Below are 23066 nucleotides of genomic sequence, written 5' to 3'. Positions count from 1 at the left end.
TGTGTGAAATTATTATTGTTCAATAGGTGATTTATCGCAATTAAATTGCTGTAAATGTCATTTTCGGGCTGAAGAACGCAAGCACCTGCGGGGCCGGATTCTCTAACATTGCTCCATCGTTTGATTCATTCAGGAGCCCGCCATGTTGTCCAACCCGTCTAGCAAATATCGGCCTTTCGCCCCGGTGCAGCTCGCCGACCGCCAGTGGCCCAGCCGGGTCATCACTACCCCGCCGATGTGGATGAGCACGGACCTGCGGGACGGCAACCAGTCCCTCTTCGAGCCGATGAATGTCGAGAAGAAGATGCGCATGTTCAAGACCCTCTGCCAGGTGGGCTTCAAGGAAATCGAGGTGGCTTTCCCCTCCGCTTCCCAGACCGACTTCAATTTCGTGCGCAGCCTCATCGAAGACGGCCACATCCCCCAGGACGTGACCATCGAGGTGCTCACCCAGGCCCGGGAACACCTCATCCGCCGCACCATGGAGTCCATCAAGGGTGCCCCCCGGGCCATCGTCCATGTCTATAACGCCACCTCCCAGCCCTTCCGCGACTTCGTCTTCGGCATGAGCAAGGCCGAGGTGGTGGCCATGGCGGTGGAAGCCGTCACCCTGATCAAGCAGTTGGCCGCCGAGATGCCGGAAACCGAGGTGGTGCTCGAGTACAGCCCGGAAACCTTCACCGCCACCGAACTCGATTTCGCCCTGGAAGTGTGCGACGCCGTCACCGCCGCCTGGGGCGCCACCCCGGACAACAAGGTGATCCTCAACCTGCCGACCACGGTGGAAATGGCCACGCCCAACATCTACGCCGACCAGATCGAGTGGATGCACCGCCACCTGGCCCGCCGCGACAGCGTCATCCTCAGCCTCCATCCCCACAACGACCGGGGCACCGCCGTGGCCGCCGCCGAGTTGGGCCTCATGGCCGGCGCCGACCGGGTCGAGGGCTGCCTCTTCGGCAACGGCGAGCGCACCGGCAATGTGGACATCGTCACCGTGGCCCTCAACATGTACACCCAGGGCGTCCATCCCGGCCTCGACTTTTCCGACATCAACGCCGTCGCCCGTACCGTCGAACACTGCAACCAGTTGCCCATTCACCCGCGCCATCCCTATGTGGGTGATCTCGTCTTCACGGCCTTCTCCGGCTCCCACCAGGACGCCATCAAGAAGGGTTTTTCCGCTCAAAAGGCGGATGCGCCGTGGAACGTTCCCTACCTCCCCATCGATCCCGCCGACGTGGGCCGCAGCTATGATTCCGTGATCCGGGTGAATAGCCAGTCGGGCAAGGGCGGCATCGCCTACCTGCTGGAGACGGAGTACGGCGTGGTCATGCCGCGCCGCCTGCAGGTGGAGTTTTCCGGGGTGGTCCAGCAGTATGCCGACAGCCACGGCAGCGAACTCACCGCCGCCGACATCTGGCAGCTCTTCTGCCGTACCTACCTGGAACCGGTGGCGCCGGTGCATTACCGGGAGCACCACCTGTTCGAGCACGGCAGCGCCCAGGGCATCCGTCTCTCGGTGGACATCGACGGCACCGCCCACCTGCTCAGCGGCGAAGGCAACGGCCCCATCGATGCCGCCATCCACGCCCTGCGCGGCGCCGGCATGCAGGTCCAGGTGCGCAGCTACGAGGAGCGCTCCATGGCGCCGAGCCAGGACGGCGGCGAGGCCCGGGCCTGCGCCTTCGTCGAGATGGCCTGCGACGGCCGGGAGTTCTACGGCGTCGGCATTGACGGCAACATCGTCACCGCTTCCCTCAAGGCCATCGTCAGCGGCCTCAACCGCAGCGGCCAGCAGTTCCGCACCCACCAGGCGGCCTGAGGCCGGCGGCCATCGCCGCATGCAAAACGGGGCCCGCGGGCCCCGTTTTTTTTTCGTGCTGCCGGCGCGGCTGCCTTAGCCCCAGCGGGCCAGCATCCACTTCTGCCGCTCGGCCCGGCCGACGAAGCTCCACACCGCCAGGCGGCTCTGCTTCTGTCCCTGGCTCATGGCAATGATGCGGCTGGCGGTGGGCTTGACCTTGGCCAGGGCCGCTTCCACATGGCGCAGGTTTTCCGCCTTGGAGATGAGGGCGGAGAACCACAGGGCCCGCTTGGGGATGCCGGCGCTCTGCTCGATCAGGCGGGTGAGGAAGGCCCGTTCGCCGCCGGGATACCACAGCTCGTTGTCCTGGCCGCCGAAGTTGGAGCCGCCCTTGCCCTGGGTCTGGCCCAGGTTCTTCTGCTTGCGCTCGCTGGCGAAGCGGGCGTCGGCGGCGGAGGCGTGGAAGGGCGGGTTGCACAGCGTCAGGTCGAACTTCTCGCCGGAGCGCAGCACGCCGACGAAGATGTTGTCCGGCACCGGCTGGTGGCGCAGCTCGATGGCGCCGGCCAGGTGCTCGTTGGCGGCGACGATGCGGGCCACGTTGTCCAGGGACTTCTGCTCCGTATCGACGCCGACGAAACGCCAGCCGTATTCGGCGTGGCCGATGAGGGGATAGACGCCGTTGGCGCCGACGCCGATGTCCAGCACCCGCACCCGCTCCCCGGTGGGGATGCGGCCCTCGTTGCCTTCCGCCAGCATGTCGGCCAGGTGGTGCAGCAGGTCGGCCCGGCCCGGGATGGGCGGACACAGGTAGCCGGGGGGGATGTCCCAGCCGGAAACGCCATAGTCCGCTTCCAGCAGGGCCTTGTTGAGGGCCTTGACCGCCTTCGGGTTGGCGAAGTCGATGCTGGGGCTGCCGGCGGGCGTGGTGACGATAAAGCGGGCCAGCTCGGGCGTGATGGCCGCCAGGGTGGCGAAGTCGTAGCCGTGGGCGTGGCGGTTGCGCGGATGCAGGCCGGGCTTGGGGCTGGCGGGGGCGGCGGGATTGGTCATGGGCGATGGGCGGTGAGAGAGGGGGCGAGTATCCCACGGATCGGCGACGGCGCCGGGGAAAGGGTGGGGAAGGCCATGAATGGCCGTTGGGCTGGCGGCGGCAAGAGAGGTGATCGGTTTGAAGCGGGATTTCCGGCCGGGGCGGCGGTTCGGCGGCGGGCCCGGATTCTACCGATACCACCGCCAGGACGCCCGTCCCGCCTGCCTTTCCGTCATGGCATGCCCGGGATGGCCGTCCTGCCTGGCCCCTGGCCTGCCTAGCTGCTGGCGCCCTGGTACAGGGTGCGGAACACGGCCCAGCGGCGCGGGTCGATCTGGCCTGCTTCGAGGGCGCTGCGCAGGGCGCAGTCCGGCTCCCGGTCGTGGCGGCAGTCGCGGAAGCGGCATTGGCCCAGATGGGGCGCCAGTTCGGCGAAGGCGTGCTCGATGTCGCTGCGGGAGAGGTGCCGCAGGCCGAAATCCTGCAGGCCGGGGGAGTCGATCAGGTCGCCGGCTTCGGGCTTGGCCGGGTCCAGGTGATAGAGGCGGGCGTGGGTGGTGGTGTGCTTGCCCGAATCCAGGGCTTCGGAAATTTCCCGGGTGGCGGCGCGCGCTTCGGGAATGAGGGCGTTCACCAGGGTCGATTTGCCCATGCCGGACTGGCCCACCAGCAGGCTGGTGTGGCCGGCCAGGAGCGGGCGCAGGGCCTCGGCCCCGTGCAGGGCGGAAAGCTCCAGCACCGGCACGCCGAGGGCGACGAAGGGGGCCAGGGCCTGGCGGGCCGGGGCGATCTTGTCCGCCAGGTCGCACTTGTTGAGGATGATGCGGGCGGCCACGCCCTGGTCCTGGGTGGCCACCAGGGTGCGGCAGACCAGCTCGAAGCTGAAGCCCGGCTCGGTGGCCACCACGATCAGCACCTGGCTGACGTTGGCGGCGATGAGCTTCTGCCGGTATTCGTTGGAGCGGTAGAGTAGGGAACTACGCGGCGTGATGGCCTCGATGGCGCCCTGGTCCTTGGCCGGACGGCTGATCTCGACCCGGTCGCCGCAGGCGATGTCGCTCTTCTTGCCCCGGGGGAAGCACAGCAGGGTTTCCCCGCTGGCCAGTTCCACCATGTACTGGCGGCCGTGGGCGGCCACCACCTGACCTGGGATGCGCTCGCTCATAGGGCCGCCAGCGCTTCGATCTTGGCGGCGCAGATGAAGTCGTTGCGGGAGAGGCCGCCCACGTCGTGGGTGCCGTAGGTGACGCGCACGGTGTTGTAGTTCACTTGCAGTTCCGGGTGATGGTTTTGCCGTTGGGCCAGCCAGGCGACGCCGTTGGCGAAGAGCATGGCCGCCTCGTAGCCGGTGAAATGGAAAGTCTTGGCGATATGGCCGTCCTCCCGGCTCCAGCCGGGCAGCAGGGGCAGCAGCATGGCCACCGTGGCGTCGTCCAGCCGGTGCTGGGGGCCGGAGAGGTGACGGCAGGTGTCGCGGGCCAGATCGTCCAGAAGCATGGCGCTTTCCTTCAGGCGGTTGCCCCGGCGCCGGTCCGGCGCTGGCTCAGGCGGGTGATGTGAGCGATGCGCAGGGCGGCGGGCGGGTGGGAATCGTAGAACAGGGAATGGAGCGGGTCCGGGGTCAGGGTGCTGGCGTTGTCCTCGTACAGCTTGACCAGGGCGGCCACCAGCTGCTCGCCGTCGGCGTGCTCCACCGCGTAGGCGTCGGCCTCGTATTCGTGGCGGCGGGAGAGCAGGCTGGAAAGGGGCGTCAGCAGGAAGGTGAACACCGGCGCCACCATGAAGAAGAGGATCAGGGCCAGGGCAGTGTTCCGGGCCGAGACGCCGAGACCGGCATAGAACCAGGGCGCTTCCATGAGCTGGCCGAGGAGCCAGAGGAAGCCCAGGGACATGGCAAAGAGCAGGGCGATGCGCTTGACGATGTGGCGCCGCTTGAAATGGCCCAGCTCGTGGGCCAGCACCGCTTCGGCCTCCACCGGGGAGAGGCGGGAGAGCAGGGTATCGAAGAAGACGATGCGCTTGTTTTTGCCGAAGCCGGTGAAATAGGCGTTGCCGTGGGCGCTGCGTTTGGAGCCGTCCATGACGAAGAGGCCGGAGGCGGCAAAGCCGCAGCGGGCCAGCAGGGCCTCGATGCGGGATTTCAGCTCGCCCGCTTCCAGGGGCGCGAACTTGTTGAAGAGGGGGGCGATCCAGGTCGGGTAGATGAACAGCAGCAAAAGATTGAAGCCGGACCAGAAGAGCCAGACGTAGAGCCACCAGTTCTCGCCCATGGAGCCCATCAGCCACAGCACCGCCAGCACCACCGGGGCGCCGATGGCGGCGCCCAGCAGGGTGCTTTTGAGCAGGTCGGTGAGGAACAGGGCCGGGGTCATGCGGTTGAAGCCGAAGCGCTCCTCCAGCACGAACTGGCGGTACCAGGCGAAGGGCAGGTCGATGGCGCCGGAAATGAGGGTGACGCTGCCGATCAGGCCCAGGCCGTAGCCCAGGGGGCTGTCCGGCAGCCAGCCCTGCCACAGGCCGTGCAGGGCCTGGATGCCGCCGCCCAGGGTGAAACCGAGCAGGACCAGGGCTTCCAGGAGGGTGGCGGCCATGCCGAAGCGGTTGCGGGCCACGGTGTAGTCGGCGGCCTTCTGGTGGGCCTCCAGGGAGACGCGGGCGGAGAATTCGGCCGGCACCGCCCCGCGGTGGGCCTGGACGTGGGCGATCTGGCGCCGGGCCAGACCCAGGCGCAGGGCCAGGCTGAGGAGGAGGGCGGCGAGGAATACGAGGGTGAAGGTCACGGCAGGAAAGTCGTCTCGACAGGGAAAAAGCGGATTCGGGGCTGGTCCGGGGCAGGTTCGGCAGGCCGATGATGCAGGAAGGCAGTCAGCCGGCATGAAGCTGTGACAAAATAGAGGCTTCGCAAGTTTCTCCTCGGATTATGGCACAGGACGCAAACCACCTCGTCTGGCTGGACATGGAAATGACCGGCCTCAACCCGGACCAGGATCGCATCATCGAAATGGCCATGGTGGTCACCGACGTCAATCTCAACGTCCTGGCCGAGTCCCCCGTGTGGGCCGTGCACCAGGCCGAGGCGGTGCTGGACGGCATGGACGACTGGAACAAGAACACCCACGGCAAGTCCGGCCTGATCGACCGGGTGCGCGCGTCCGCCACCGACGAGGCCAAGGTCGAGGCCGAGGCCCTGGCCTTCATGGAACAGTGGGTGCCCCGCCGCGCCACGCCCATGTGCGGCAATTCCATCGGCCAGGACCGCCGTTTCATGGCCCGCTACATGCCGGCCCTGGAAGACTATTTCCATTACCGGAATCTGGATGTGAGCACCCTCAAGGAGCTGTGCCGGCGCTGGGCGCCCGAGGTGGCCCAGGGCTTCGCCAAGAAGGGCCTGCACACGGCCCTTTCCGACATCCACGAATCCATCGAAGAATTGCGGTACTACCGCGAAAAATTCCTGCGGGTCTGAGAATCCGCGGAAAAAACATTTACCACGTTGGGAGGAACAATGAGAAAAATTCTGGGAATGGCATTTCCCCTGCCCCTTGCCCTGAGCCTGTCCCTGGGTCTGCTGGCGGCGCCCGCGCACGCCGCGCCGCCCAAGAAGGAAGCCGCCCCGGCCCCCGCCGCCGCGCCGGCCCCGACCACGCCGGAAGAAAAGCTGGCGGCCATGAAGATCAACATCGCCGCCGCCGTCGCCGCCGGCAAGAAGGCCTCCTTCTTCTGCGCCAACTGTCACGGCGAGGACGGCAACAGCAAGTACCCGGAAGTGCCCAACCTGGCGGGCCAGAACCCGGCCTACCTGCTGGAGCAGATCCGCAAGTTCGGCTCCGGCCAGCGCAAGGATGAATTCATGCAGGGCCTGATCAAGGTGCTGTCCGACGACGAGCGGGTGCAGATTTCCCTGTTCTATTCCGAGTCCAAGGTGGTGCCGGGCAATGCGGATGCCGCCCTGGTGCGCCGCGGCCAGGATACCTTCGCCAAGCTGTGCGTGCGCTGCCACGGCGAGGACGCCCGCGGCAATGAGAAAATCGCCCGTCTGGCCGGCCAGCAGAAGGAATACCTGATCCGCTCCATCACCCGTTACCGGGACAAGACCGGCGAGCGCATCGATCCCCTGATGCAGATCGCCACCGCGCCCCTGACCAACGACGACATCAAGGCCGTGGCCGCCTACCTGACCACCAAGCGCTGAGCTGCTTCAGCCCGCGTCTGGCGCCGTCAAAAAGCCCGGGCCCCTCTCCTTTGCAGGAGCAGGGGCCCGGGCTTTTTCTTGTCTGGAAAAAGGCGATCCTTGCGGCGGCCTCAGCCGGCGCGGCGCTGGTACAGACGCAGCCTTTCCGTCTTGTCGCCGGGACGGGCCCCTTCCCAGACCCGTTCCCAGCCGGTGCCGGCGGTGCCGCTGCTCTTCACCGGCACCAGGGCCAGCATCCAGTCGCAGCGCTTGCCTTCGCTGCTGGCCAGGGGCAGGGGACGCAGGTCGCCGAAGATGTCGAGGGAGGCCTTCAGGGCCGGCGACAGTTCGCCCCGCACCGCGACGCAGCCGTGCTTGGTCGGCAGGGCCTGGGTCAGGCCGGCCACCACTGGGCGGTAGCTCTTGCCGTAGTCCACCCAGGGGAACCACAGGGCGGCCACCAGCCCCCACAGCAGGGTGACGCCGGCGGTCCAGTGGGTCAGGCCCCGGTAGGGCGAACGGGGCGAGGAGAAAATGAGCCAGAACCAGGCGGCGCTGAGGGCCAGGGCAAAGAGCACGGGGAACAGGGCGAAGCTGCCTTCGAAGCCCGGCGCCAGCTTGACGAAATTGCGGGCGATCTTGGGCGGCAGGCCGAAGACCATGGCGCTCCAGCCCAGCCAGATGAGGGCGGCGGCCACGGTGAAGGTCATCATGCCGAACCAGTCGAAAAGATTGGTGGCGCCCCGGCGCAGGGTCTTGATGCCGCCGGCGCCGAGCAGGGCCAGGGGGGCCAGCAGGGGCAGGGCGGCCACGCTCTTGGCATCCACCGTGCTGACCACGGTGAGGAAACTGGCGAGGAAGGCCGCCAGGGGCAGCAGCAGGGCCGGGGCGGGGGCTGCGGTCAGCCATTCCCGGCGCCGGGCCCACAGGGTCCACAGGGCCAGGGGCAGGGCCGGCCAGGCGTACCAGGGCAGCATGTTGAGCAGGACCAGGGCGTTGCGCCAGCCGGCTTCCAGACTGCGCAGCTGGGCCAGTTCGCCGTTCCACCAGACGCCGGCCTGGGCCGGGGTCAGCAGCACGGACCATAGCAGGGGACCGGTGGCGGCCAGGGCCAGGGACAGCAGCAACAGGGGGACGACCAGGGTTTTTCGCGGCGCCAGCCAGGGCAGCAGCACCAGGGGCAGGAGCAGACCGGGCAGGGCGGCCAGGCCGGCGGCGAGGAAGGCCGTCAGGGCGCCGCCGCCGAAGACCAGGGTGCCGCTCCAGGGGTGGCGCCGCAGCAGGGTGAGGCCGGCCAGGGTGGCGGCCTGGCCGGCGAGGAAGGCGATGGCCGGCTGGGCTTCGTGGCTATGCACCAGCAGGCCGATGCAGCCGGCCAGCAGCAGGGGGGCGGAGGCGCTTTCGTCGCGGCCATGCAGCTCCCGGCTGGCCAGGGCGAGAAAACCCAGGGTCAGGGCGGCATAGAGGGCGGTGGCCAGGCGCGCCCCGTCGAACCAGGGCAGCAGCCAGGCGAAGGCCTTGGCGGCCAGGGCCGCGGTCCAGTAGTAGAGCGGCATGGCGTCGGGCCAGGCATCCCGCCCCAGTTGCAGGACCAGGCCGCCGTCGCCCTGCAGCAGGCGCCAGACGATGCCCAGGTGGGTGGCGTCCTCGGCCTTCCACGGATCGTGGCCCACCAGTCCCGGCAGCAGGAACAGGGCGAGCAGCAGGAGCAGGGGCAGTCCCCGGAAAGGGACGGGGTAGCGCGTGGCGGGGCCGGGGAAGTGGCGGTCGATCATGGCCGATAGGTGACTGGAGGTAAGGGCGGTCAAAGCAAAAAAGGCAGCCCGTGGCTGCCTTTTTCATTGCGCGGCGCCAGGCGCCGGATCGTCCGCAGAAGCTTAGGCGGACTTGCGCAGGTTGCCGAACTTCTGGTTGAACTTTTCAACGCGGCCGGCGGTGTCCATGATCTTCTGCTTGCCGGTGTAGAACGGGTGGCAGGAGGAGCACACTTCCACGTTCAGGGGCTTGCCCATGGTGGACTTGGTGGTGAAGGTGGCGCCGCAGGAGCAGGTGACCTGGATGTCGTTGTATTCGGGGTGGATACCGGGCTTCATGGTGTGTCCTTTCGAGTCTCTTGGCCGGCGGTTGTGACCGGCCCCTGGAAAACGCGGGATTATCCCTGAACTTTCCAGTAGTTGCAAATGTTTTGTCGGGGCGCCGCCGGGCCTCAGCGGCCGCTGCGCATGGCGTCGAAGAACTCGGCGTTGGCCTTGGTGGCCTTGACCTTGTCCAGCAGGAATTCCATCGCTTCCAGGTCGTCCATGTTGTACAGGAGCTTGCGCAGCACCCACATCTTCTGCAGCACGTCGGGCTTCAGCAGCAGTTCCTCGCGGCGGGTGCCGGAGCGGTTCACGTTGATGGCCGGGTAGATGCGCTTCTCGGCCATGCGGCGATCCAGGTGGATTTCCATGTTGCCGGTGCCCTTGAACTCTTCGTAGATCACGTCGTCCATGCGGGAGCCGGTTTCCACCAGGGCGGTGGCGATGATGGTGAGGGAGCCGCCTTCCTCGATGTTGCGGGCGGCGCCGAAGAAGCGCTTGGGCTTCTGCAGGGCGTTGGCGTCCACACCGCCGGTCAGCACCTTGCCGGAGGCGGGCTGCACGGTGTTGTAGGCGCGGGCCAGGCGGGTGATGGAGTCGAGCAGGATGACCACATCCTTCTTGTGTTCCACCAGGCGCTTGGCCTTCTCGATGACCATTTCGGCGACGATGACGTGGCGGGTGGCCGGTTCGTCGAAGGTGGAGGCCACCACTTCGCCGCGCACGGTGCGCTGCATTTCCGTCACTTCTTCCGGACGCTCGTCGATGAGCAGGACGATCAGCTGCACGTCCGGATGGTTGGCGGTGATGGCGTGGGCGATGTGCTGCAGCATCACGGTCTTGCCGGACTTGGGCGGGGCCACCAGCAGGCCGCGCTGGCCCTTGCCGATGGGGGCGATCATGTCGATGACGCGGGAGGTGGTGTTCTCCTCGGCGCGGATCGGCCGCTCCAGGTGCAGGTGGGAGGAGGGGTGCAGGGGCGTCAGGTTCTCGAAGAGAATCTTGCTCTTGCACGCTTCCGGGGACTCGTAGTTGATCTTGTCCACCTTGACCAGGGCGAAGTAGCGTTCTCCGTCCTTGGGGGTGCGGATCTCGCCCTCGATGGTGTCGCCGGTATGCAGGTTGAAGCGGCGGATCTGGGAGGGGGAGACGTAGATGTCGTCGGTACTGGCCAGGTAGGAGGTTTCCGGGGAGCGCAGGAAACCGAAGCCGTCGGGCAACACTTCCAGGACGCCGTCGCCGAAGATGCTCTCGCCCTTCTTCGCATGCTTCTTGAGCAGGGCGAAGATCAACTCCTGCTTGCGCAGCCGGTTGGCGCCCTCGATTTCGTTGGTCGTCGCCATTTCCAGCAATTGGCTGACGTGGAGGTTTTTCAGTTCGGATAGATGCATGGCGTAGGGGGAGTGTCGAGTTTCAGGAAGGGCGGACGGAAGCCGCGTTGAAACGACAGGCAGTGGAAGGCAGACAGAGAAAGTGTCGGGAATCGAAGGTGCGGCGTGCGGGCCGGACCCGGTCAGGGCTGAAACGAAAACGGTCAGGGCGGGGGAGAGCGACGGTGCTTCTTGGCCCGGAGAACCCGGTGTGTTGCAGCCTGAAAGTCCAACCCTTAATCGCGCAGGTTTTTAGTGTTCGTATGCGCTAGGCGCCCTGGTGCGGCGCGGCCGGAACTTTCAGGCAGGCAGCCTAAAGACTTTACAGGTTGCTGTCAATAAAGGCGGTGAGCTGGGACTTGGAGAGGGCGCCGACCTTGGTGGCCTCGACGTTGCCGCCCTTGAACAGCATCAGGGTGGGGATGCCGCGGATGCCGTACTTGGCCGGGGTCTTCTGGTTGTCGTCGATGTTCAGCTTGGCCACCTTGAGCTTGCCGGCGTATTCGGTGGACACCTCGTCCAGGATCGGGGCGATCATCTTGCAGGGACCGCACCATTCGGCCCAGTAGTCCACCAGCACGGGTTGCTCGGACTGAAGAACTTCGGCCTCGAAGCTGTCGTCGGTGACGTAATGGATGTGTTCGCTCATGGAAAAAGCCTCGTTGGGAATCTAAGTCTTTGGAGATTGGGGGAAATGTGTCCGGCGCCGGAAGGGGCGGACAGGTTGGAACGGGCCTATCCTAACGAAAAACCACGGGCATGGGAAGTTGCCGTAAACTTCGTCTCCCGGGAATCCGGCGCCACGGCCCGACTTCAGGCGAAGGCCGGTTGCGTCTGGCAATTCCCGATTCCGCATGCCGATATTATTTCGAGATTCCCATGGCCTACGTCGTCACTGAAAACTGCATCCGCTGCAAGTACACCGATTGCGTCGATGTCTGCCCCGTAGACTGCTTCCGCGAGGGGCCCAACTTCCTCGCCATCGACCCCCAGGAATGCATCGACTGCTCCCTGTGCGTGGCCGAGTGCCCGGCGGAGGCCATCTTCGCCGAGGACGACGTGCCCGTGGAACAGCGGCACATGATCGAACTCAACGCCGAGCTGGCCCGCCAGTGGCCGGCCATCACCCAGCGCCAGCCGGCGCCGGCGGATGCGGACGAGTGGAACGGCAAGCCGGACAAGCTCAAGCTGCTGCAACGCTGAGCCGGGTCCGCCTCGATGCCCTCCCTGCAAATCCTGCCCCTGCCCGCCGGCCCAGGTTTTCTGCCGGCCGTGGCCCAGGGCGTCCTGGCCCTGGGCGCCGAGTGCGGCCTGGGCCTCAACCTGGCGTCCCTGCACGTCTGCGTCCCGGGCCTGCCCCTGGCCTCCCTGCTGCGCCGGGAACTGGGCAGGGTGGCTGCCCAGCCCCTGCTGCTGCCGGTGTGCGACACCCTGGCCCGCTGGGCCGGGACCCAGGTGCTGCAGCCGGCCCCCCTGCCGGAGAGCGAGCGCCTGCTGCTGCTGCGGGCCGCCCTGGCCGAGCGCCGCTGGTTCGAGGAGGGCGCCCTGTGGGGCGTGGCCGGGGAGATGGCGGCCCTCTTCGACGAACTCACCGAGAATGCCCTGGCCCTGCCGGCGGACGAAGCCGCCTTCGTCGCCGAGCTGGAGGCGGCCTACGCCATCCGCCATAGCGTGCCCCTGGCCTTCGAGGCCCGGGTGGTGCATGAACTGTGGCGGGTCCTGGCCGGCCTGGGGCGGCCCGACGCCCCAGGCGCCTACGCCCTGCAACTGGCCCGCCTCGCCGAGGCCGCCGCGGCGCCTCTGGTGGCGGTGCTGGACGGTCCGCCGGAAACGGCCCTGAAGCCGGCGGAAAAAGCCTTCTACCAGCGCTACGCCGAGCGCCAGCCGGTGTTCCTCTACTACCCCATGCCGCGGCAGCAGGATGAAGCGCCCCTGATGCGCACCCTGGCCGCCGCCTGGCCCCTGCCCGATCCAGCCCAGGAGATGGCGCCCCTGCTGGAACGGGCCCAGGCCCTGCCGGCCCGGGTACCCGCCAGTCCCCTGGCCGAGGGCCTGCAGATACTTGCCGCCCGGGGTCGGGAACAGGAGGCCCGGGGCGCTGCCGCCCTGGTGCTGCAATGGCTGCAGGAGGGCAAGCGGCGCATCGCCCTGATCGCCCAGGACCGCCTGGTGGCGCGCCGGGTGCGGGCCCTGCTGGAGCGGCGCGAGGTGCTGGTGGCGGACGAGACCGGCTGGAAGCTGTCCACCTCCCGGGCCGGCGCCGTCCTCGACGGCCTCCTGGAGACCGTGGCCGGCGCCGCCTATTACAAGGACGTGCTGGACCTCTTGAAGTCCCCCTTCCTCTGCGACGACCTGCGGGACAACGCCCGCAAGGGCGCCGTCTTCGCCCTGGAGCAGGCGGTGCGCCGGGGCGGCGTCAAGGCCGGCTTGGCCGGCATGCGCCGGGTGCTGCAGGCTGTGGACCAGCCCACCGCCGCCCAGGAGCGGGCCCTGGCCCTGCTTGATCGTCTGGAAGCGGCCCTCAAGCTGCTGGCCAGCCGCGATGCCACCCTGCCCGACTGGATCGCCCGCCTGGAAAAGGCGGTGGACGCCCTGGGCGCCCGCCAGCGACTGCTCAAGGACGCCGCCGGGGCGGTGATCCTGGACCTGCTGGCCCAGCGCCGGGAGGAACTGGCGGAGAGCCGGGACCGCTTCCCCTTCCACGTCTTCCGCGACTGGCTCAACCGGGAGCTGGAAAGCGAAGTCTTCCGCGACCTCTCCATCGACAGTCCGGTGCTCATGACCCACCTGGCCGCCACCCGCCTGCGGCCCTTCGAGGCCGCGGTGTTGCTGGGCGGCGATGCGGGGCGCCTCAAGCCGGCCGAGCCGGCCGCCGCCTTCTTCAACCAGAGCGTGCGCCAGGAACTGGGCCTGCCCACCCGGGCCGTGGCCCAGGAGCGCCTGCGTGCCGACCTGGCCCTGCTCCTGGCCAGTGTGCCCCAGGTGGCGGTGACCTGGCAGGAGGAACGGAACGGGGAACCCCAGCTGCTGGCGCCGGAGCTGGACCGCCTCGCCGCCCTGCACCGCTTCGCCTGGGGGATCAGCCTGCAGGGCGCCGTGGCCGCCCTGGCCGATCCGCCGGAAGGCGACGCGGCGCGCCCCGGCCCCACCCGGCGGCCGGCGCCGGTGCTGGCGCCGGAATCAGTTCCCCTCAAATATTCGGTCAGCGCTTACACCGCCCTGGTGGGCTGCCCCTACCGTTTCTTCGCCCGCCACGTGCTGCGCCTCAACGAGCTGGACGAGGTCAGCGAGGAAATGGAAAAGCGGGACTACGGCCTGCTGGTGCACGAAGTGCTGGAACGTTTCCATAAACAATACCCGGTGCTGACCCCGGTGCCCGAGGCCGAAGCCCTGGCGGCCCTGCAGGCGCTCACCCGGGAGGTCTTCGCCCGGGCCCTGGCCGACAACTACCTGGCCCTGGGCTGGCGCCTGCGCTGGGAAAAGCGCCTCGCCGCCTATCTCGTCTGGCAGCGCCAGCGGGAGGCCGAGGGCTGGTACTGGCACAACGCCGAAACCAAGCAGAGCCGCCTCTTCCCCCTGGCCGACGGGGCCCAGGTGGAACTGCACGGCCGCATCGACCGCACCGATACCGGCCCCGACGGCTATTCCCTGCTCGACTACAAGACCCGCAGCCGCCAGGCCATCAAGTCCGGCCTGGAAGAGGACCTGCAGCTGGCCGCCTACGCCGCCCTGGTGGGCGAGGACGCGGAAGAGGCCGCCTACGTGGTGCTGGACGACGACAAGGTGGAAGCCCTCTCCGCCAGCGACGACCTGCAGGCCGACGCCCAGGCCCAGGCCGCGCGCCTGGTGCGGACGGTGCAGGCCATGCGGGCCGGCGCCTCCCTGCCGGCCCACGGCGTCGCCGCCCTGTGTACCTATTGCGAAATGTCCGGCCTGTGCCGCTACGAACACGTGGATGAAATGAACGACGGCGTGAATGCCAGTGCCCCGGGGGAGCCCCACCATGACTGATCCCCGCCAACTGGTGCTGGACGCCCTGGACCCCCGCCGCTCGGTGGTGGTGGAGGCCTGCGCCGGCAGCGGCAAGACCTGGCTGCTGGCTTCCCGCATCGTGCGTCTGCTGCTGGAGGGCGCCGCCCCCGGCGACATCCTGGCCATCACCTTCACCCGCAAGGCGGCCCGGGAAATCGAGGAACGGGTCATGGGCTGGCTGCGGGACCTGGCGGCCATGCCCGATGCCGAGGCCACTGTTTTCCTTGCCGAGCGCGGCATGACGGCGGACGCCGGCCTGCTGCGCCGGGCCCGGGGCCTCTACGAGCGGGTGGCGGACGCCCAGCCGCCCCTTTCCGTGCATACCTTCCACGGCTGGTTCCTCCAGCTCATCGCCGCCGCGCCCCTGGTCTCCGGCCTGGCCGGCAGCAGCCTGGTGGAATCCACCGGGCGCCTGCTGGAAGAGCTGTGGCAGAACTTCGCCGCCGAACTGCAGGCCGATCCGGAAGGCGAACTGGCCGGCCACTTCACCGCCCTGCTGCAGGGCGCCGGCCTGGACAGCACCCGCAGCCTGCTGATGCGCCTGGTGGGCCGCCGCGCCGAATGGCTGGCCTATACGGGAGGCACCGAAAACGGCGTCGCCCATGCCCTGGAGCAATTGCAGGCGCTACTCGGCGTCGGCGAAGCAGGGGAGGGGCTGAAGGCCTTTTTTGCCCCGGGCTGGGAAGCGGATTACCACGCCTACCTGGGCTTTCTCGAACAGAGCGAGACCAAGACCGACCAGGCCCTGGTGGCGCCCCTGCGCGCCGCCCTGCAGCCGGGCGCGGCGCCGGAAGCGGCCTTCGCGGCCCTGGGCAGTGTGTTGCTGACCCAGACCGGCACCCTGCGCTCGCGCAAGCCCTCCGGCGCCCTCGACAAGCGCTTCGGCAGCGACGGCGCTGCCCGCTTCCTCGACCTGCACCAGCGTCTCGGTCAGTCTCTCCTGGCCACCCGGGAAGTGCTGCGGGCCGAACAGATTCTCGAGTTCAACCGCCACGGCCTCAGCCTGGGGGCCGCCTTCCTCGAGCGCCTGGAAAAGCACAAGCAGGCCCGCCGCCTGATCGACTTCGTAGACGCGGAATGGCAGGTGCTGCAACTGCTGCAGGACGAGGGCCACGCCGCCTTCCTGCAGGCCCGCCTGGACGCCCGCTACAAGCACATCCTGCTGGACGAGTTCCAGGACACCAACCCCCTGCAATGGCAGATTCTCCTGGCCTGGCTCGACGCCTACACCCATGGCGACGGTGGCGAGGCGCCCTGCCTGTTCCTGGTGGGGGACCCCAAGCAGTCCATCTACCGTTTCCGCCAGGCCGAGCCCCGGCTTTTCGCCACGGCGGCAGATTTCCTCGAACACAACTTCGGCGCCCGCCGCCTGGCCCAGGACGCCACCCGGCGCAACGCCCGGTCGGTGGTGGAGGTGGTCAATGCCCTCTTCAGTGTCGAGCCCGCCTTCACCGGCTTTCGCCCCCAGAGTTCCCTGGCCGGGCAGTTGCCGGGCCGGGTGGAGCTGCTGCCCCTGGTGAGCCTGGCGGAAGAGGAGGAGCAAAGCGCCGGCGCCGCCCTGCGCGATCCCCTCACCACCCCGGCGACGGAAGCCACGGACCCGCGGCGGGACGAGGAGGCGGCCCGCCTGGCAGCCCGCCTGCAGCAGTTCATGGCCACGCTGCGGGTCAAGGAAGGGGAGGGCGAACGCCCGGCCCGCTGGGGCGACGTCATGCTGCTGGTGCGCAAGCGCACCCAGCTGGCCGCCTACGAGCGGGCCCTCAAGGCCGCCGGCATCCCCTATCTGGCGGCCTCCCGGGGCGGCCTGCTGCAGACCCTGGAAGCCCGGGACATCGCCGCCCTGTTCGAATTCCTGGTGCTGCCCTCCGCCGACCTGGCCCTGGCCCAGGTGCTGCGCACGCCCCTCTTCGCCGTGGGCGACGACGACCTGCTGCAACTGGCCGCCGCCGGCCCCGGCCCCTGGTGGGAACGCCTCATGGGCCTGTGCAACCGGGGCGAAGCGCGGCCGCGCCTGGCCCGGGCCTTCGCCCTGCTGGACGGCTGGCTGAAGGCAGCCGACGTGCTGCCGGCCCACGACCTGCTGGACCGGGTCTTTCACCAGGGCGAGCTGCTGGCCCGCTACCGGGAAGCCGTGCCGGCGGCCCTCTGGCCCGGGGTGGAGGCCAATCTGCTGGCCCTGCTGCAACTGGCCCTGGACCTGGACGGCGGCCGCTACCCCAGCCTGCCCCGCTTCATCGACGAGCTGTCCCGCCTGCGCGATGCGGATGCCGACGAGGCGCCGGACGAGGGCATCGTCGAAGGTGACAGCAACGACGGCCAGGGCCGGGTGCGCATCCTCACCATCCACGCCGCCAAGGGCCTGGAAGCGCCCATCGTCTGGCTGCTCGACGCCAACGCCGAGGGCGGCGGTCCCGCCGACGCCTGGAGCCTGCTGGTGGACTGGCCGCCGCAAGCGCCCCGGCCCGAGCACCTTTCCCTCTACGGCATCAAGGCCGACCGGGGGGCGGCCCGGGAGCCCCTGTTCGAGGGGGAGGCGAAGCTGGCGGAGCGGGAGGAACTGAACCTGCTCTACGTCGCTATCACCCGGGCCAAGCAGGTGTTCGTCGCAAGCGGCAGCGCGCCGAAGAAGGGCGACTCTCCCGAGAACAGTCCCTACCAGCGCCTGGCCCGGGCCCTGGTGGCCCAGGGGGCGACGGCGGACGAGGCCGGCACCCTGGCCTACGGCGATCTTGCTCTGGATGCCATGGCCGGGAGCCAGGCGGGAAGCCAGTCTTTGCCGGGTCTGCCTGAACAATGGCGTCCTGCGCCGTTCCTGGCGGTGGAACCCGTGGGCGAGCGGCGCCTGGGGCCGGGGGAGGACGCCCTCTTCGGCATCCTCCTCCACGGCTGCCTCGAGCGCCTTACCGCCGGCCTTGCCCTGGAGCCGGACTGGTGGCGCAAGGTGGGCGGCGCCACGGCCAGCGAAGCCGGCGGCGAGGAAGCCGAGGCCGCCGCCCGGCGCCTGATGGCCCGGCCCGAGCTGGCCTTCCTGCTCGACCCGTCCCTGGTGGCCCGCAACGAGGCCGAGATCAGCAACGCCGAAGGCCAGGTGAAGCGGGTCGATCGTCTGGTGGAAACGCCGGAGGCGGTGTGGGTGGTGGATTACAAGAGTTCCCGCGCCGACACCAAGCGCCTGGCCGAGTACCGCCGCCAGGTGGCGGAGTACCGGGAACTGCTGACCCCCCTCTATGGGCAGAAGCCCGTACGCGCCGCCCTGGTGTTCGGCGACGGCACCCTGCTGGAGGTGCAAGAAATGCTGTCCGATTTGGGGTAAACGCCACTTTCCCTATTGCAGGGGATGAACTAACATCCGATCACTAATCCGGGTCCGGCCCTCCCCAGGTGCCGGAGACAATGAGACAGCGACGACAGCGAACATAAGCGACAAGGGGAACAGACATGCATGTGCGGGATATTCTGGCGATCAAGGGAACGGTGCTGTTCACGGCCATGCCCCAGCAGACCCTGGACAACGCCGTGGCCGCCATGGCCGAAAACGACGTGGGCTCCCTGGTGGTCATGGGCGGCGGCAAGATGGTCGGCATGCTGACCTTCCGCGAAGTGCTGAAGGCGGTGCACCGGCACAAGGGCAACCTGGCCAGCGTCAAGGTCGAGGACGTGATGCTCTCCGCGCCCATCACGGCCAGCCCCGATATGGAAACCAACGAGCTGCGCCACCTGCTCATCGAAAACCACCAGCGCTACGTGCCGGTGATGGACGGCACTACCCTGATGGGCGTGCTCTCCTTCCTCGACGTGGCCAAGTCCGTACTCGAGGAACAGAACTTCGAGAACAAGATGCTGAAGAACTACATCAAGAACTGGCCGGACGAGGAAGGCTCCGCCTGATCCGCCGCCGTAGCCTCCCATGCCAAGCTGCCCGCCGCGCCTTCCAGGTCCGGCGGGCAGCGGCGTTTACGGCCCGGGAAAAGCCCGGGAGGTGCTCCGGAGCGCAGCCGGAGGAGCCTTTGCCGGGGCTGGCGGCGGGGCCGTGGCGATGGCCGCCGGGGGCCGGGTGAGGCGATGAATCGGCTGGGCCTAGGGGATTTCCCCCAGGCCTCGGCTGTCCCACTACCAAGGGGGTGAAACTCAGGTTACAATGATTTCAAACGGTCGTTTGAACCGTCAATAAGAAAACCCACAAGACCCTTGGCCACTGCCATAGGAGGAGACCAAACCATGGAAAAGATCTGGCTGCGGAGTTACCCGCAAGGCGTGCCGGAGTTTGTCGACGTCAACGAATTCAAGTCCCTGGGCCAGCTTTTCGAGCAGAGCTGTGCCCAGTACCGGGACCGGGTGGCCTACATCAATATGGGCGTGGGCATCACCTACGGCGAGCTGGATCGGCTCTCCCGGGACTTCGCCGCCTATCTGCAGGACGTGCTGAAGCTGCCCCAGGGCGCCCGCGTCGCCCTGATGATGCCCAACCTGCTGCAGTATCCGGTGTGCATGTTCGGCGCCCTGCGGGCCGGCTACGTGGTGGTGAACTGCAACCCCCTCTATACCCACCGGGAACTGGAACACCAGCTGAAGGATTCCGGCGCCGAGGCCATCGTCATCGTCGAGAACTTCGCCCACACCCTGGAGCAGGCCCTGCCCCTGGTGCCGGGCCTGAAGCACGTCATCGTCACCTCCCTCGGTGACATGCTCGGCGCGCTCAAGGGCACCGTGGTCAATCTGGTGGTGCGCCACGTGAAGAAGATGGTGCCGGCCTGGAAGCTGCCGCGCCACGTCAAGTTCAAGGCCGCCATGGCCCGGGGCAAGGGCGCCACCCTGCGTCCGGTGCAGGTGGGCCACGAGGACATCGCCTATCTGCAATACACCGGCGGCACCACCGGCGTGGCCAAGGGCGCCATGCTGCTCCACCGCAACATCATCGCCAACCTGCAGCAGGCCCACGCCTGGATCGAGCCTTTCCTGCACAAGGACCAGCAGCTGATCATCACCGCCCTGCCGCTGTACCACATCTTCTCCCTGACGGCGAACTGCCTGACCTTCCTCAAGATCGGCGCCACCAATGTGCTGATCACCAATCCCCGGGATATTCCGGGCTTCGTCAAGGAACTGGCCCAGTACAAGTTCACCGTCATCACCGGGGTGAACACCCTGTTCAACGCCCTGCTCAACAACCCGGACTTCGCCAAGCTGGATTTCTCGGCCCTGCGCGCGGCCCTGGGGGGCGGCATGGCGGTGCAGAAATCAGTGGCCCAGAAGTGGCGCCAGGTCACCGGCAAGCCCCTGATCGAAGCCTACGGCCTGACCGAGACCTCGCCGGCGGCCACCATCAATCCCCTGGACCTGGGCGAATTCAACGGCGCCATCGGCCTGCCCATCTCCTCCACCGAGATCGTCATCCGTGACGACCTGGGCAACGACCTGCCGGTGGGCCAGGCCGGCGAAATCTGCATCCGCGGCCCCCAGGTGATGAAGGGCTACTGGCTGCGCCCGGATGAAACCGCCACGGTGTTCTACGCCGACGGCTTCCTGCGCACCGGCGACGTGGGCGTCATGGACGAGAAGGGCTTCGTGCGCATCGTGGACCGCAAGAAGGACATGATCCTGGTGTCCGGCTTCAATGTGTATCCCAACGAGGTGGAGGCCGTGGTGGCCATGCATCCGGCGGTCATGGAAGTGGCCGCGGTGGGGGTGCCGAGCGAGCATTCGGGCGAGGCGGTGAAGATATTCGTGGTGCTCAAGGACAAGTCGGTGACCAAGGAGCAGCTCATCGCCCACTGCAAGGAGAACCTCACCGGCTACAAGGTGCCCCATCTGGTGGAGTTCCGCGACGACCTGCCCAAGACCAACGTGGGCAAGATCCTGCGCCGGGCGCTGAAGGAAGCGGCCTGATCCGCCGCACCTGGTCCCATGAAAAAGGCCCCGCATGCGGGGCCTTTTGTTTTGGTGATGGCGCCGGGATCAGACCACGCCCTGGGCCAGCATGGCATCGGCCACCTTGACGAAGCCGGCGATGTTGGCGCCGGCCACGTAGTTGATGCTGCCCCGCTGGCCCCGGCCGCTGCCGTGGCCGACGCAGGCGGCGTGGATGGAGAGCATGATCTGCTTCAGGCGCTGGTCCACCTCGTCCCGGGTCCAGGACAGGCGCAGGGCGTTCTGGCTCATTTCCAGGCCGGAGACGGCGACCCCGCCTGCATTGGAGGCCTTGCCCGGGGCGTAGAGGATGCCGGCCTCGAGGAAGGCATGGACCGCTTCCAGGGTGGAGGGCATGTTGGCGCCCTCGGCGACGCAGCGCACGCCGTTCTGCAGCAGGGTGCGGGCGTCGTTGCCGTCCAGCTCGTTCTGGGTGGCGCAGGGCAGGGCCACGTCGCAGGGAATGGACCAGGGCCGCTGGCCCGGGAGGAAGGTGAGGCCGAACTGGCGGGCATAGTCCTCGACCCGGCCCCGCTGCACTTCCTTGATGTGGTGCAGGGCCGACCACTTCTCTTCGGTCATGCCGTCCGGGTCGTGCACGGTGCCGCCGGAGTCGGAAACGCTGATGACTTTGGCCCCCAGGCGCATGGCCTTCTGGGCGGCGAACTGGGCCACGTTGCCGGAGCCGGAGACAGTGACGCGCAGGCCTTCCAGGCCCATGTTGCGGGTGGCCAGCATGTTCTCGACGAAGTAGATGGTGCCGTAGCCGGTGGCTTCGGGGCGGATCAGGCTGCCGCCGTAGTCCAGGCCCTTGCCGGTGAGGACGGAGGAAAACTCCCCTTCCAGCTTCTTGTACATGCCGAACATGTAGCCCACCTCCCGGCCGCCGACGCCGATGTCGCCGGCCGGTACGTCGATGTCGGCGCCGATGTGCTTGTGCAGTTCGGCCATGAAGGCCTGGCAGAAGCGCATCACCTCCAGGTCGCTCTTGCCCTTGGGGTCGAAGTCGGCGCCGCCCTTGCCGCCGCCCATGGGCAGGGTGGTGAGGGAGTTCTTGAACACCTGCTCAAAGGCCAGGAACTTGAGGATGGAGAGATTGACCGAGGGGTGAAAGCGGATGCCGCCCTTGTAGGGGCCGATGGCCGAACTCATCTGGATGCGGTAGCCCCGATTGACCTGGACCTGGCCGGCATCGTCCACCCAGGGCACGCGGAACATGATGGCCCGTTCCGGCTCGACGATGCGATCCAGCAGGCCCAGGCGGCGGTAGCGGGGATTTTCCTGGAGGAAGGGCCACAGGGTTTCCAGGACCTCCTTCACGGCCTGGAGAAACTCCGGCTGTTGCGGGTCCCGGAGCTGCAGGCGGGCAAGAAAGGAATCCAGGGTGTCGTTCATGGCGTGCTTTCGGAAGATGAAAAAAACGCCGGGAATTATGCACCAATTTGGTGCACGTAGACGCCAAAAGCTCGGAATGCCCCTGGCCAGCAGGGCTCCGGGGTTTCCTGTCGGGGCAAGGCAGCCGCATTTTCCTGCCAGCGCTGCGACCTTCCGCCGCCGCCTCGTTTTAAGACGGATCATGTTATTTCCCCGGCCGGATGGGGAGCATAGGGGCCCCTAGAGAAACCGGAGTGAACACATGAACAAGAAACCCCTCGTGACCGTCCTTTGCCTGCTGGCCCTGGCGGCGCCCCTGTCATCCAGCCTGGCGGCGGACCACAGCCATCACCACCACGGGGCCGCCACGCCGACCCTGCAGCTCAACCAGGGCCAGAAGTGGGCCACCGATGCGCCCCTGCGGGACGGCATGAGCCGCATCCAGGCTGCCATGGAGCCCCGTCTGGCGGAAATCCACGGCAACCGCCTGAACCGGGCCGGCTACGCCAAGCTGGCGGCGGGTCTGGAGCGGGAGGTGGGCGGCATCGTTGCCGCCTGCAAACTGGCACCGGAAGCCGACGCCATGCTGCATCTGGTGCTGGCCGACCTGGGCGCCGGCATCGAGGCCATGGCCGGCAAGAGCAAGGGCGGCGATCCCCGCCGCGGCGCCGCCAAGGTGCTCGGCGCCCTGGAGGATTACGGCCGCTACTTCGACCACCCGGGCTGGAAGCCCATGGCCCACTGAGACGGGCGCTTCAGGCCTCGAGGCTGCGCAACAGTTCCCGGCCCCAGGGCCAGTCGCCGAGGCCGCTGTCGGCATTGATGTGGCCGCAGTAGCCCGCGTCCACGAAGCGGCTGCCCCACAGGGCGGCGCACTGGGCGGCGAAGATGAGGTGGCCGTAGGGATCGTCCCGGCTGGCCACCACCAGGCTGGGAAAGGGCAGGGCGCTGCGGGCCAGGGGCGAGAAACCCCTGGCCTCGGCCGGAAAGGCCGGCCCCTGGGGGTCGGGGGGCGCCACCAGCAGGGCGCCTTGTACCGGCAGGCGGCTTTCTTCCGCCCAGCGGCTCACCAGCAGGCAGCCCAGGCTGTGGGCCACCAGGATGGGCGGACTGGGTGCCGCCGCCACGGCCGCTTCCAGGGCATGGCGCCAGTCTGTGTAATGGGGCGTCTCCCAGGATTGCTGCTCGACCCGGCGGAAACGGGGCTCGGCAGCCTGCCAGCGGCTCTGCCAATGGTCGGGCCCGGAGTTGCCGAAGCCGGGCACGATGAGGACGGGATGGGCGTTGCTCATGG

At 67.9% G+C, this 23066-nt stretch carries 19 protein-coding genes; 9 read left to right on the top strand and 10 right to left on the bottom strand.

Features of this window, described 5'->3' with window-relative positions; genetic code table 11:
- The first annotated feature begins 142 nt into the window (after nucleotides 1-142).
- Nucleotides 143-1825 (top strand): 2-isopropylmalate synthase, encoded by a 1683-nt coding sequence (gene leuA / locus OEL49_RS01255; RefSeq protein ID WP_205229953.1) that lies wholly within the window; start codon nucleotides 143-145, stop codon nucleotides 1823-1825.
- A gap of 75 nt (nucleotides 1826-1900) precedes the next feature.
- Here leuA and rlmF read toward each other — a convergent pair whose 3' ends face one another.
- The 4 genes from rlmF to OEL49_RS01235 form a co-directional block, all read right to left on the bottom strand.
- Nucleotides 1901-2860: a 23S rRNA (adenine(1618)-N(6))-methyltransferase RlmF gene (rlmF, locus tag OEL49_RS01250; protein ID WP_287873799.1), complete on the bottom strand. Its 960-nt coding sequence runs from the start codon at nucleotides 2858-2860 to the stop codon at nucleotides 1901-1903.
- Nucleotides 2861-3117: 257 nt separating this feature from the next.
- Entirely contained in the window at nucleotides 3118-4005 is an 888-nt protein-coding gene (gene rsgA, locus OEL49_RS01245; RefSeq protein ID WP_287873798.1) for a ribosome small subunit-dependent GTPase A, read from the bottom strand.
- Complete coding sequence (locus OEL49_RS01240) at nucleotides 4002-4337, bottom strand: 4a-hydroxytetrahydrobiopterin dehydratase (protein ID WP_014238236.1); 336 nt, start codon at nucleotides 4335-4337, stop codon at nucleotides 4002-4004. Before OEL49_RS01240 ends, rsgA begins: the two co-directional genes overlap by 4 nt.
- An 11-nt stretch (nucleotides 4338-4348) precedes the next feature.
- Nucleotides 4349-5620, bottom strand: coding sequence for a M48 family metallopeptidase (locus OEL49_RS01235; protein ID WP_130458860.1), 1272 nt, complete (start codon nucleotides 5618-5620; stop codon nucleotides 4349-4351).
- 140 nt (nucleotides 5621-5760) lie between these two features.
- On the opposite strand from OEL49_RS01235, the gene orn reads away from it, so the two are divergent.
- Nucleotides 5761-6306, top strand: coding sequence for an oligoribonuclease (gene orn / locus OEL49_RS01230; RefSeq protein ID WP_287873797.1), 546 nt, complete (start codon nucleotides 5761-5763; stop codon nucleotides 6304-6306).
- A 57-nt stretch (nucleotides 6307-6363) separates the two neighbouring features.
- Nucleotides 6364-7032 carry a c-type cytochrome gene (locus OEL49_RS01225; protein WP_232058827.1) on the top strand — a complete coding sequence of 223 codons (669 nt, stop codon included), beginning with the start codon at nucleotides 6364-6366 and terminating at the stop codon, nucleotides 7030-7032.
- A 110-nt stretch (nucleotides 7033-7142) separates the two neighbouring features.
- Here the strand turns inward: OEL49_RS01225 and OEL49_RS01220 are convergent, their stop codons facing one another.
- The 4 genes from OEL49_RS01220 to trxA all read right to left on the bottom strand — a co-directional run bounded on the left by OEL49_RS01220 (nucleotide 7143) and on the right by trxA (nucleotide 11108).
- Nucleotides 7143-8786, bottom strand: a complete 1644-nt coding sequence (locus OEL49_RS01220; protein WP_287873796.1) for an ArnT family glycosyltransferase — start codon at nucleotides 8784-8786, stop codon at nucleotides 7143-7145.
- 102 nt (nucleotides 8787-8888) lie between these two features.
- Entirely contained in the window at nucleotides 8889-9104 is a 216-nt protein-coding gene (gene rpmE, locus OEL49_RS01215; protein ID WP_014238231.1) for a 50S ribosomal protein L31, read from the bottom strand.
- 113 nt (nucleotides 9105-9217) lie between these two features.
- Nucleotides 9218-10480, bottom strand: a complete 1263-nt coding sequence (rho, locus tag OEL49_RS01210; protein ID WP_014238230.1) for a transcription termination factor Rho — start codon at nucleotides 10478-10480, stop codon at nucleotides 9218-9220.
- Nucleotides 10481-10781: 301 nt separating this feature from the next.
- Nucleotides 10782-11108: a thioredoxin TrxA gene (trxA, locus tag OEL49_RS01205; protein WP_014238229.1), complete on the bottom strand. Its 327-nt coding sequence runs from the start codon at nucleotides 11106-11108 to the stop codon at nucleotides 10782-10784.
- A gap of 230 nt (nucleotides 11109-11338) precedes the next feature.
- Here trxA and fdxA point away from each other — a divergent pair, with 230 nt between their 5' ends.
- From fdxA to OEL49_RS01180, 5 genes are all read left to right on the top strand, one after another.
- A complete protein-coding gene (fdxA, locus tag OEL49_RS01200; protein ID WP_014238228.1) occupies nucleotides 11339-11662 on the top strand; it encodes a ferredoxin FdxA in 324 nt (107 codons plus the stop codon).
- Between the two features lie 15 nt (nucleotides 11663-11677).
- A complete protein-coding gene (locus tag OEL49_RS01195) occupies nucleotides 11678-14470 on the top strand; it encodes a PD-(D/E)XK nuclease family protein (protein ID WP_014238227.1) in 2793 nt (930 codons plus the stop codon).
- Nucleotides 14463-17804 (top strand): UvrD-helicase domain-containing protein, encoded by a 3342-nt coding sequence (locus tag OEL49_RS01190; RefSeq protein ID WP_014238226.1) that lies wholly within the window; start codon nucleotides 14463-14465, stop codon nucleotides 17802-17804. Before OEL49_RS01195 ends, OEL49_RS01190 begins: the two co-directional genes overlap by 8 nt.
- 125 nt (nucleotides 17805-17929) lie before the next feature.
- Nucleotides 17930-18379 carry a CBS domain-containing protein gene (locus OEL49_RS01185; protein WP_014238225.1) on the top strand — a complete coding sequence of 150 codons (450 nt, stop codon included), beginning with the start codon at nucleotides 17930-17932 and terminating at the stop codon, nucleotides 18377-18379.
- A 330-nt stretch (nucleotides 18380-18709) separates the two neighbouring features.
- Nucleotides 18710-20377, top strand: coding sequence for a long-chain-fatty-acid--CoA ligase (locus OEL49_RS01180; RefSeq protein ID WP_014238224.1), 1668 nt, complete (start codon nucleotides 18710-18712; stop codon nucleotides 20375-20377).
- 69 nt (nucleotides 20378-20446) lie between these two features.
- On the opposite strand, the gene gdhA is transcribed toward OEL49_RS01180, so the two are convergent.
- The gene (gdhA, locus tag OEL49_RS01175) at nucleotides 20447-21793 is read right to left on the bottom strand and encodes an NADP-specific glutamate dehydrogenase (protein WP_014238223.1); all 1347 of its coding nucleotides are present in this window, start codon (nucleotides 21791-21793) and stop codon (nucleotides 20447-20449) included.
- A 241-nt stretch (nucleotides 21794-22034) separates the two neighbouring features.
- Between gdhA and OEL49_RS01170 the strand changes: the two genes are divergently transcribed.
- Nucleotides 22035-22517 (top strand): hypothetical protein, encoded by a 483-nt coding sequence (locus OEL49_RS01170; RefSeq protein ID WP_014238222.1) that lies wholly within the window; start codon nucleotides 22035-22037, stop codon nucleotides 22515-22517.
- Between the two features lie 10 nt (nucleotides 22518-22527).
- Here OEL49_RS01170 and OEL49_RS01165 read toward each other — a convergent pair whose 3' ends face one another.
- Nucleotides 22528-23064, bottom strand: a complete 537-nt coding sequence (locus OEL49_RS01165) for an RBBP9/YdeN family alpha/beta hydrolase (protein ID WP_014238221.1) — start codon at nucleotides 23062-23064, stop codon at nucleotides 22528-22530.
- Between the last annotated feature and the right edge of the window lie 2 nt (nucleotides 23065-23066).

Source organism: Azospira sp., assembly GCF_030247495.1.
In the GTDB taxonomy this organism is placed as follows: domain Bacteria; phylum Pseudomonadota; class Gammaproteobacteria; order Burkholderiales; family Rhodocyclaceae; genus Azospira; species Azospira oryzae.
Note: the sequence above shows the minus strand (reverse complement) of the source record. Positions and strands in the feature narration are given on the sequence as shown.

What these genes read in the sequence shown, in the direction of transcription:
- OEL49_RS01185 (WP_014238225.1), top strand. Translation starts at nt 17,930, where the DNA reads ATGCATGTGCGGGATATTCTGGCGATCAAGGGAACGGTGCTGTTCACG.
- OEL49_RS01165 (WP_014238221.1), bottom strand. Translation starts at nt 23,064, where the DNA reads ATGAGCAACGCCCATCCCGTCCTCATCGTGCCCGGCTTCGGCAACTCC.
- OEL49_RS01225 (WP_232058827.1), top strand. Translation starts at nt 6,364, where the DNA reads ATGGCATTTCCCCTGCCCCTTGCCCTGAGCCTGTCCCTGGGTCTGCTG.
- OEL49_RS01240 (WP_014238236.1), bottom strand. Translation starts at nt 4,337, where the DNA reads ATGCTTCTGGACGATCTGGCCCGCGACACCTGCCGTCACCTCTCCGGC.
- gdhA (WP_014238223.1), bottom strand. Translation starts at nt 21,793, where the DNA reads ATGAACGACACCCTGGATTCCTTTCTTGCCCGCCTGCAGCTCCGGGAC.
- OEL49_RS01195 (WP_014238227.1), top strand. Translation starts at nt 11,678, where the DNA reads ATGCCCTCCCTGCAAATCCTGCCCCTGCCCGCCGGCCCAGGTTTTCTG.
- rpmE (WP_014238231.1), bottom strand. Translation starts at nt 9,104, where the DNA reads ATGAAGCCCGGTATCCACCCCGAATACAACGACATCCAGGTCACCTGC.
- leuA (WP_205229953.1), top strand. Translation starts at nt 143, where the DNA reads ATGTTGTCCAACCCGTCTAGCAAATATCGGCCTTTCGCCCCGGTGCAG.
- OEL49_RS01170 (WP_014238222.1), top strand. Translation starts at nt 22,035, where the DNA reads ATGAACAAGAAACCCCTCGTGACCGTCCTTTGCCTGCTGGCCCTGGCG.
- fdxA (WP_014238228.1), top strand. Translation starts at nt 11,339, where the DNA reads ATGGCCTACGTCGTCACTGAAAACTGCATCCGCTGCAAGTACACCGAT.
- OEL49_RS01180 (WP_014238224.1), top strand. Translation starts at nt 18,710, where the DNA reads ATGGAAAAGATCTGGCTGCGGAGTTACCCGCAAGGCGTGCCGGAGTTT.
- OEL49_RS01220 (WP_287873796.1), bottom strand. Translation starts at nt 8,786, where the DNA reads ATGATCGACCGCCACTTCCCCGGCCCCGCCACGCGCTACCCCGTCCCT.
- trxA (WP_014238229.1), bottom strand. Translation starts at nt 11,108, where the DNA reads ATGAGCGAACACATCCATTACGTCACCGACGACAGCTTCGAGGCCGAA.
- rho (WP_014238230.1), bottom strand. Translation starts at nt 10,480, where the DNA reads ATGCATCTATCCGAACTGAAAAACCTCCACGTCAGCCAATTGCTGGAA.
- rlmF (WP_287873799.1), bottom strand. Translation starts at nt 2,860, where the DNA reads ATGACCAATCCCGCCGCCCCCGCCAGCCCCAAGCCCGGCCTGCATCCG.
- OEL49_RS01190 (WP_014238226.1), top strand. Translation starts at nt 14,463, where the DNA reads ATGACTGATCCCCGCCAACTGGTGCTGGACGCCCTGGACCCCCGCCGC.
- orn (WP_287873797.1), top strand. Translation starts at nt 5,761, where the DNA reads ATGGCACAGGACGCAAACCACCTCGTCTGGCTGGACATGGAAATGACC.
- rsgA (WP_287873798.1), bottom strand. Translation starts at nt 4,005, where the DNA reads ATGAGCGAGCGCATCCCAGGTCAGGTGGTGGCCGCCCACGGCCGCCAG.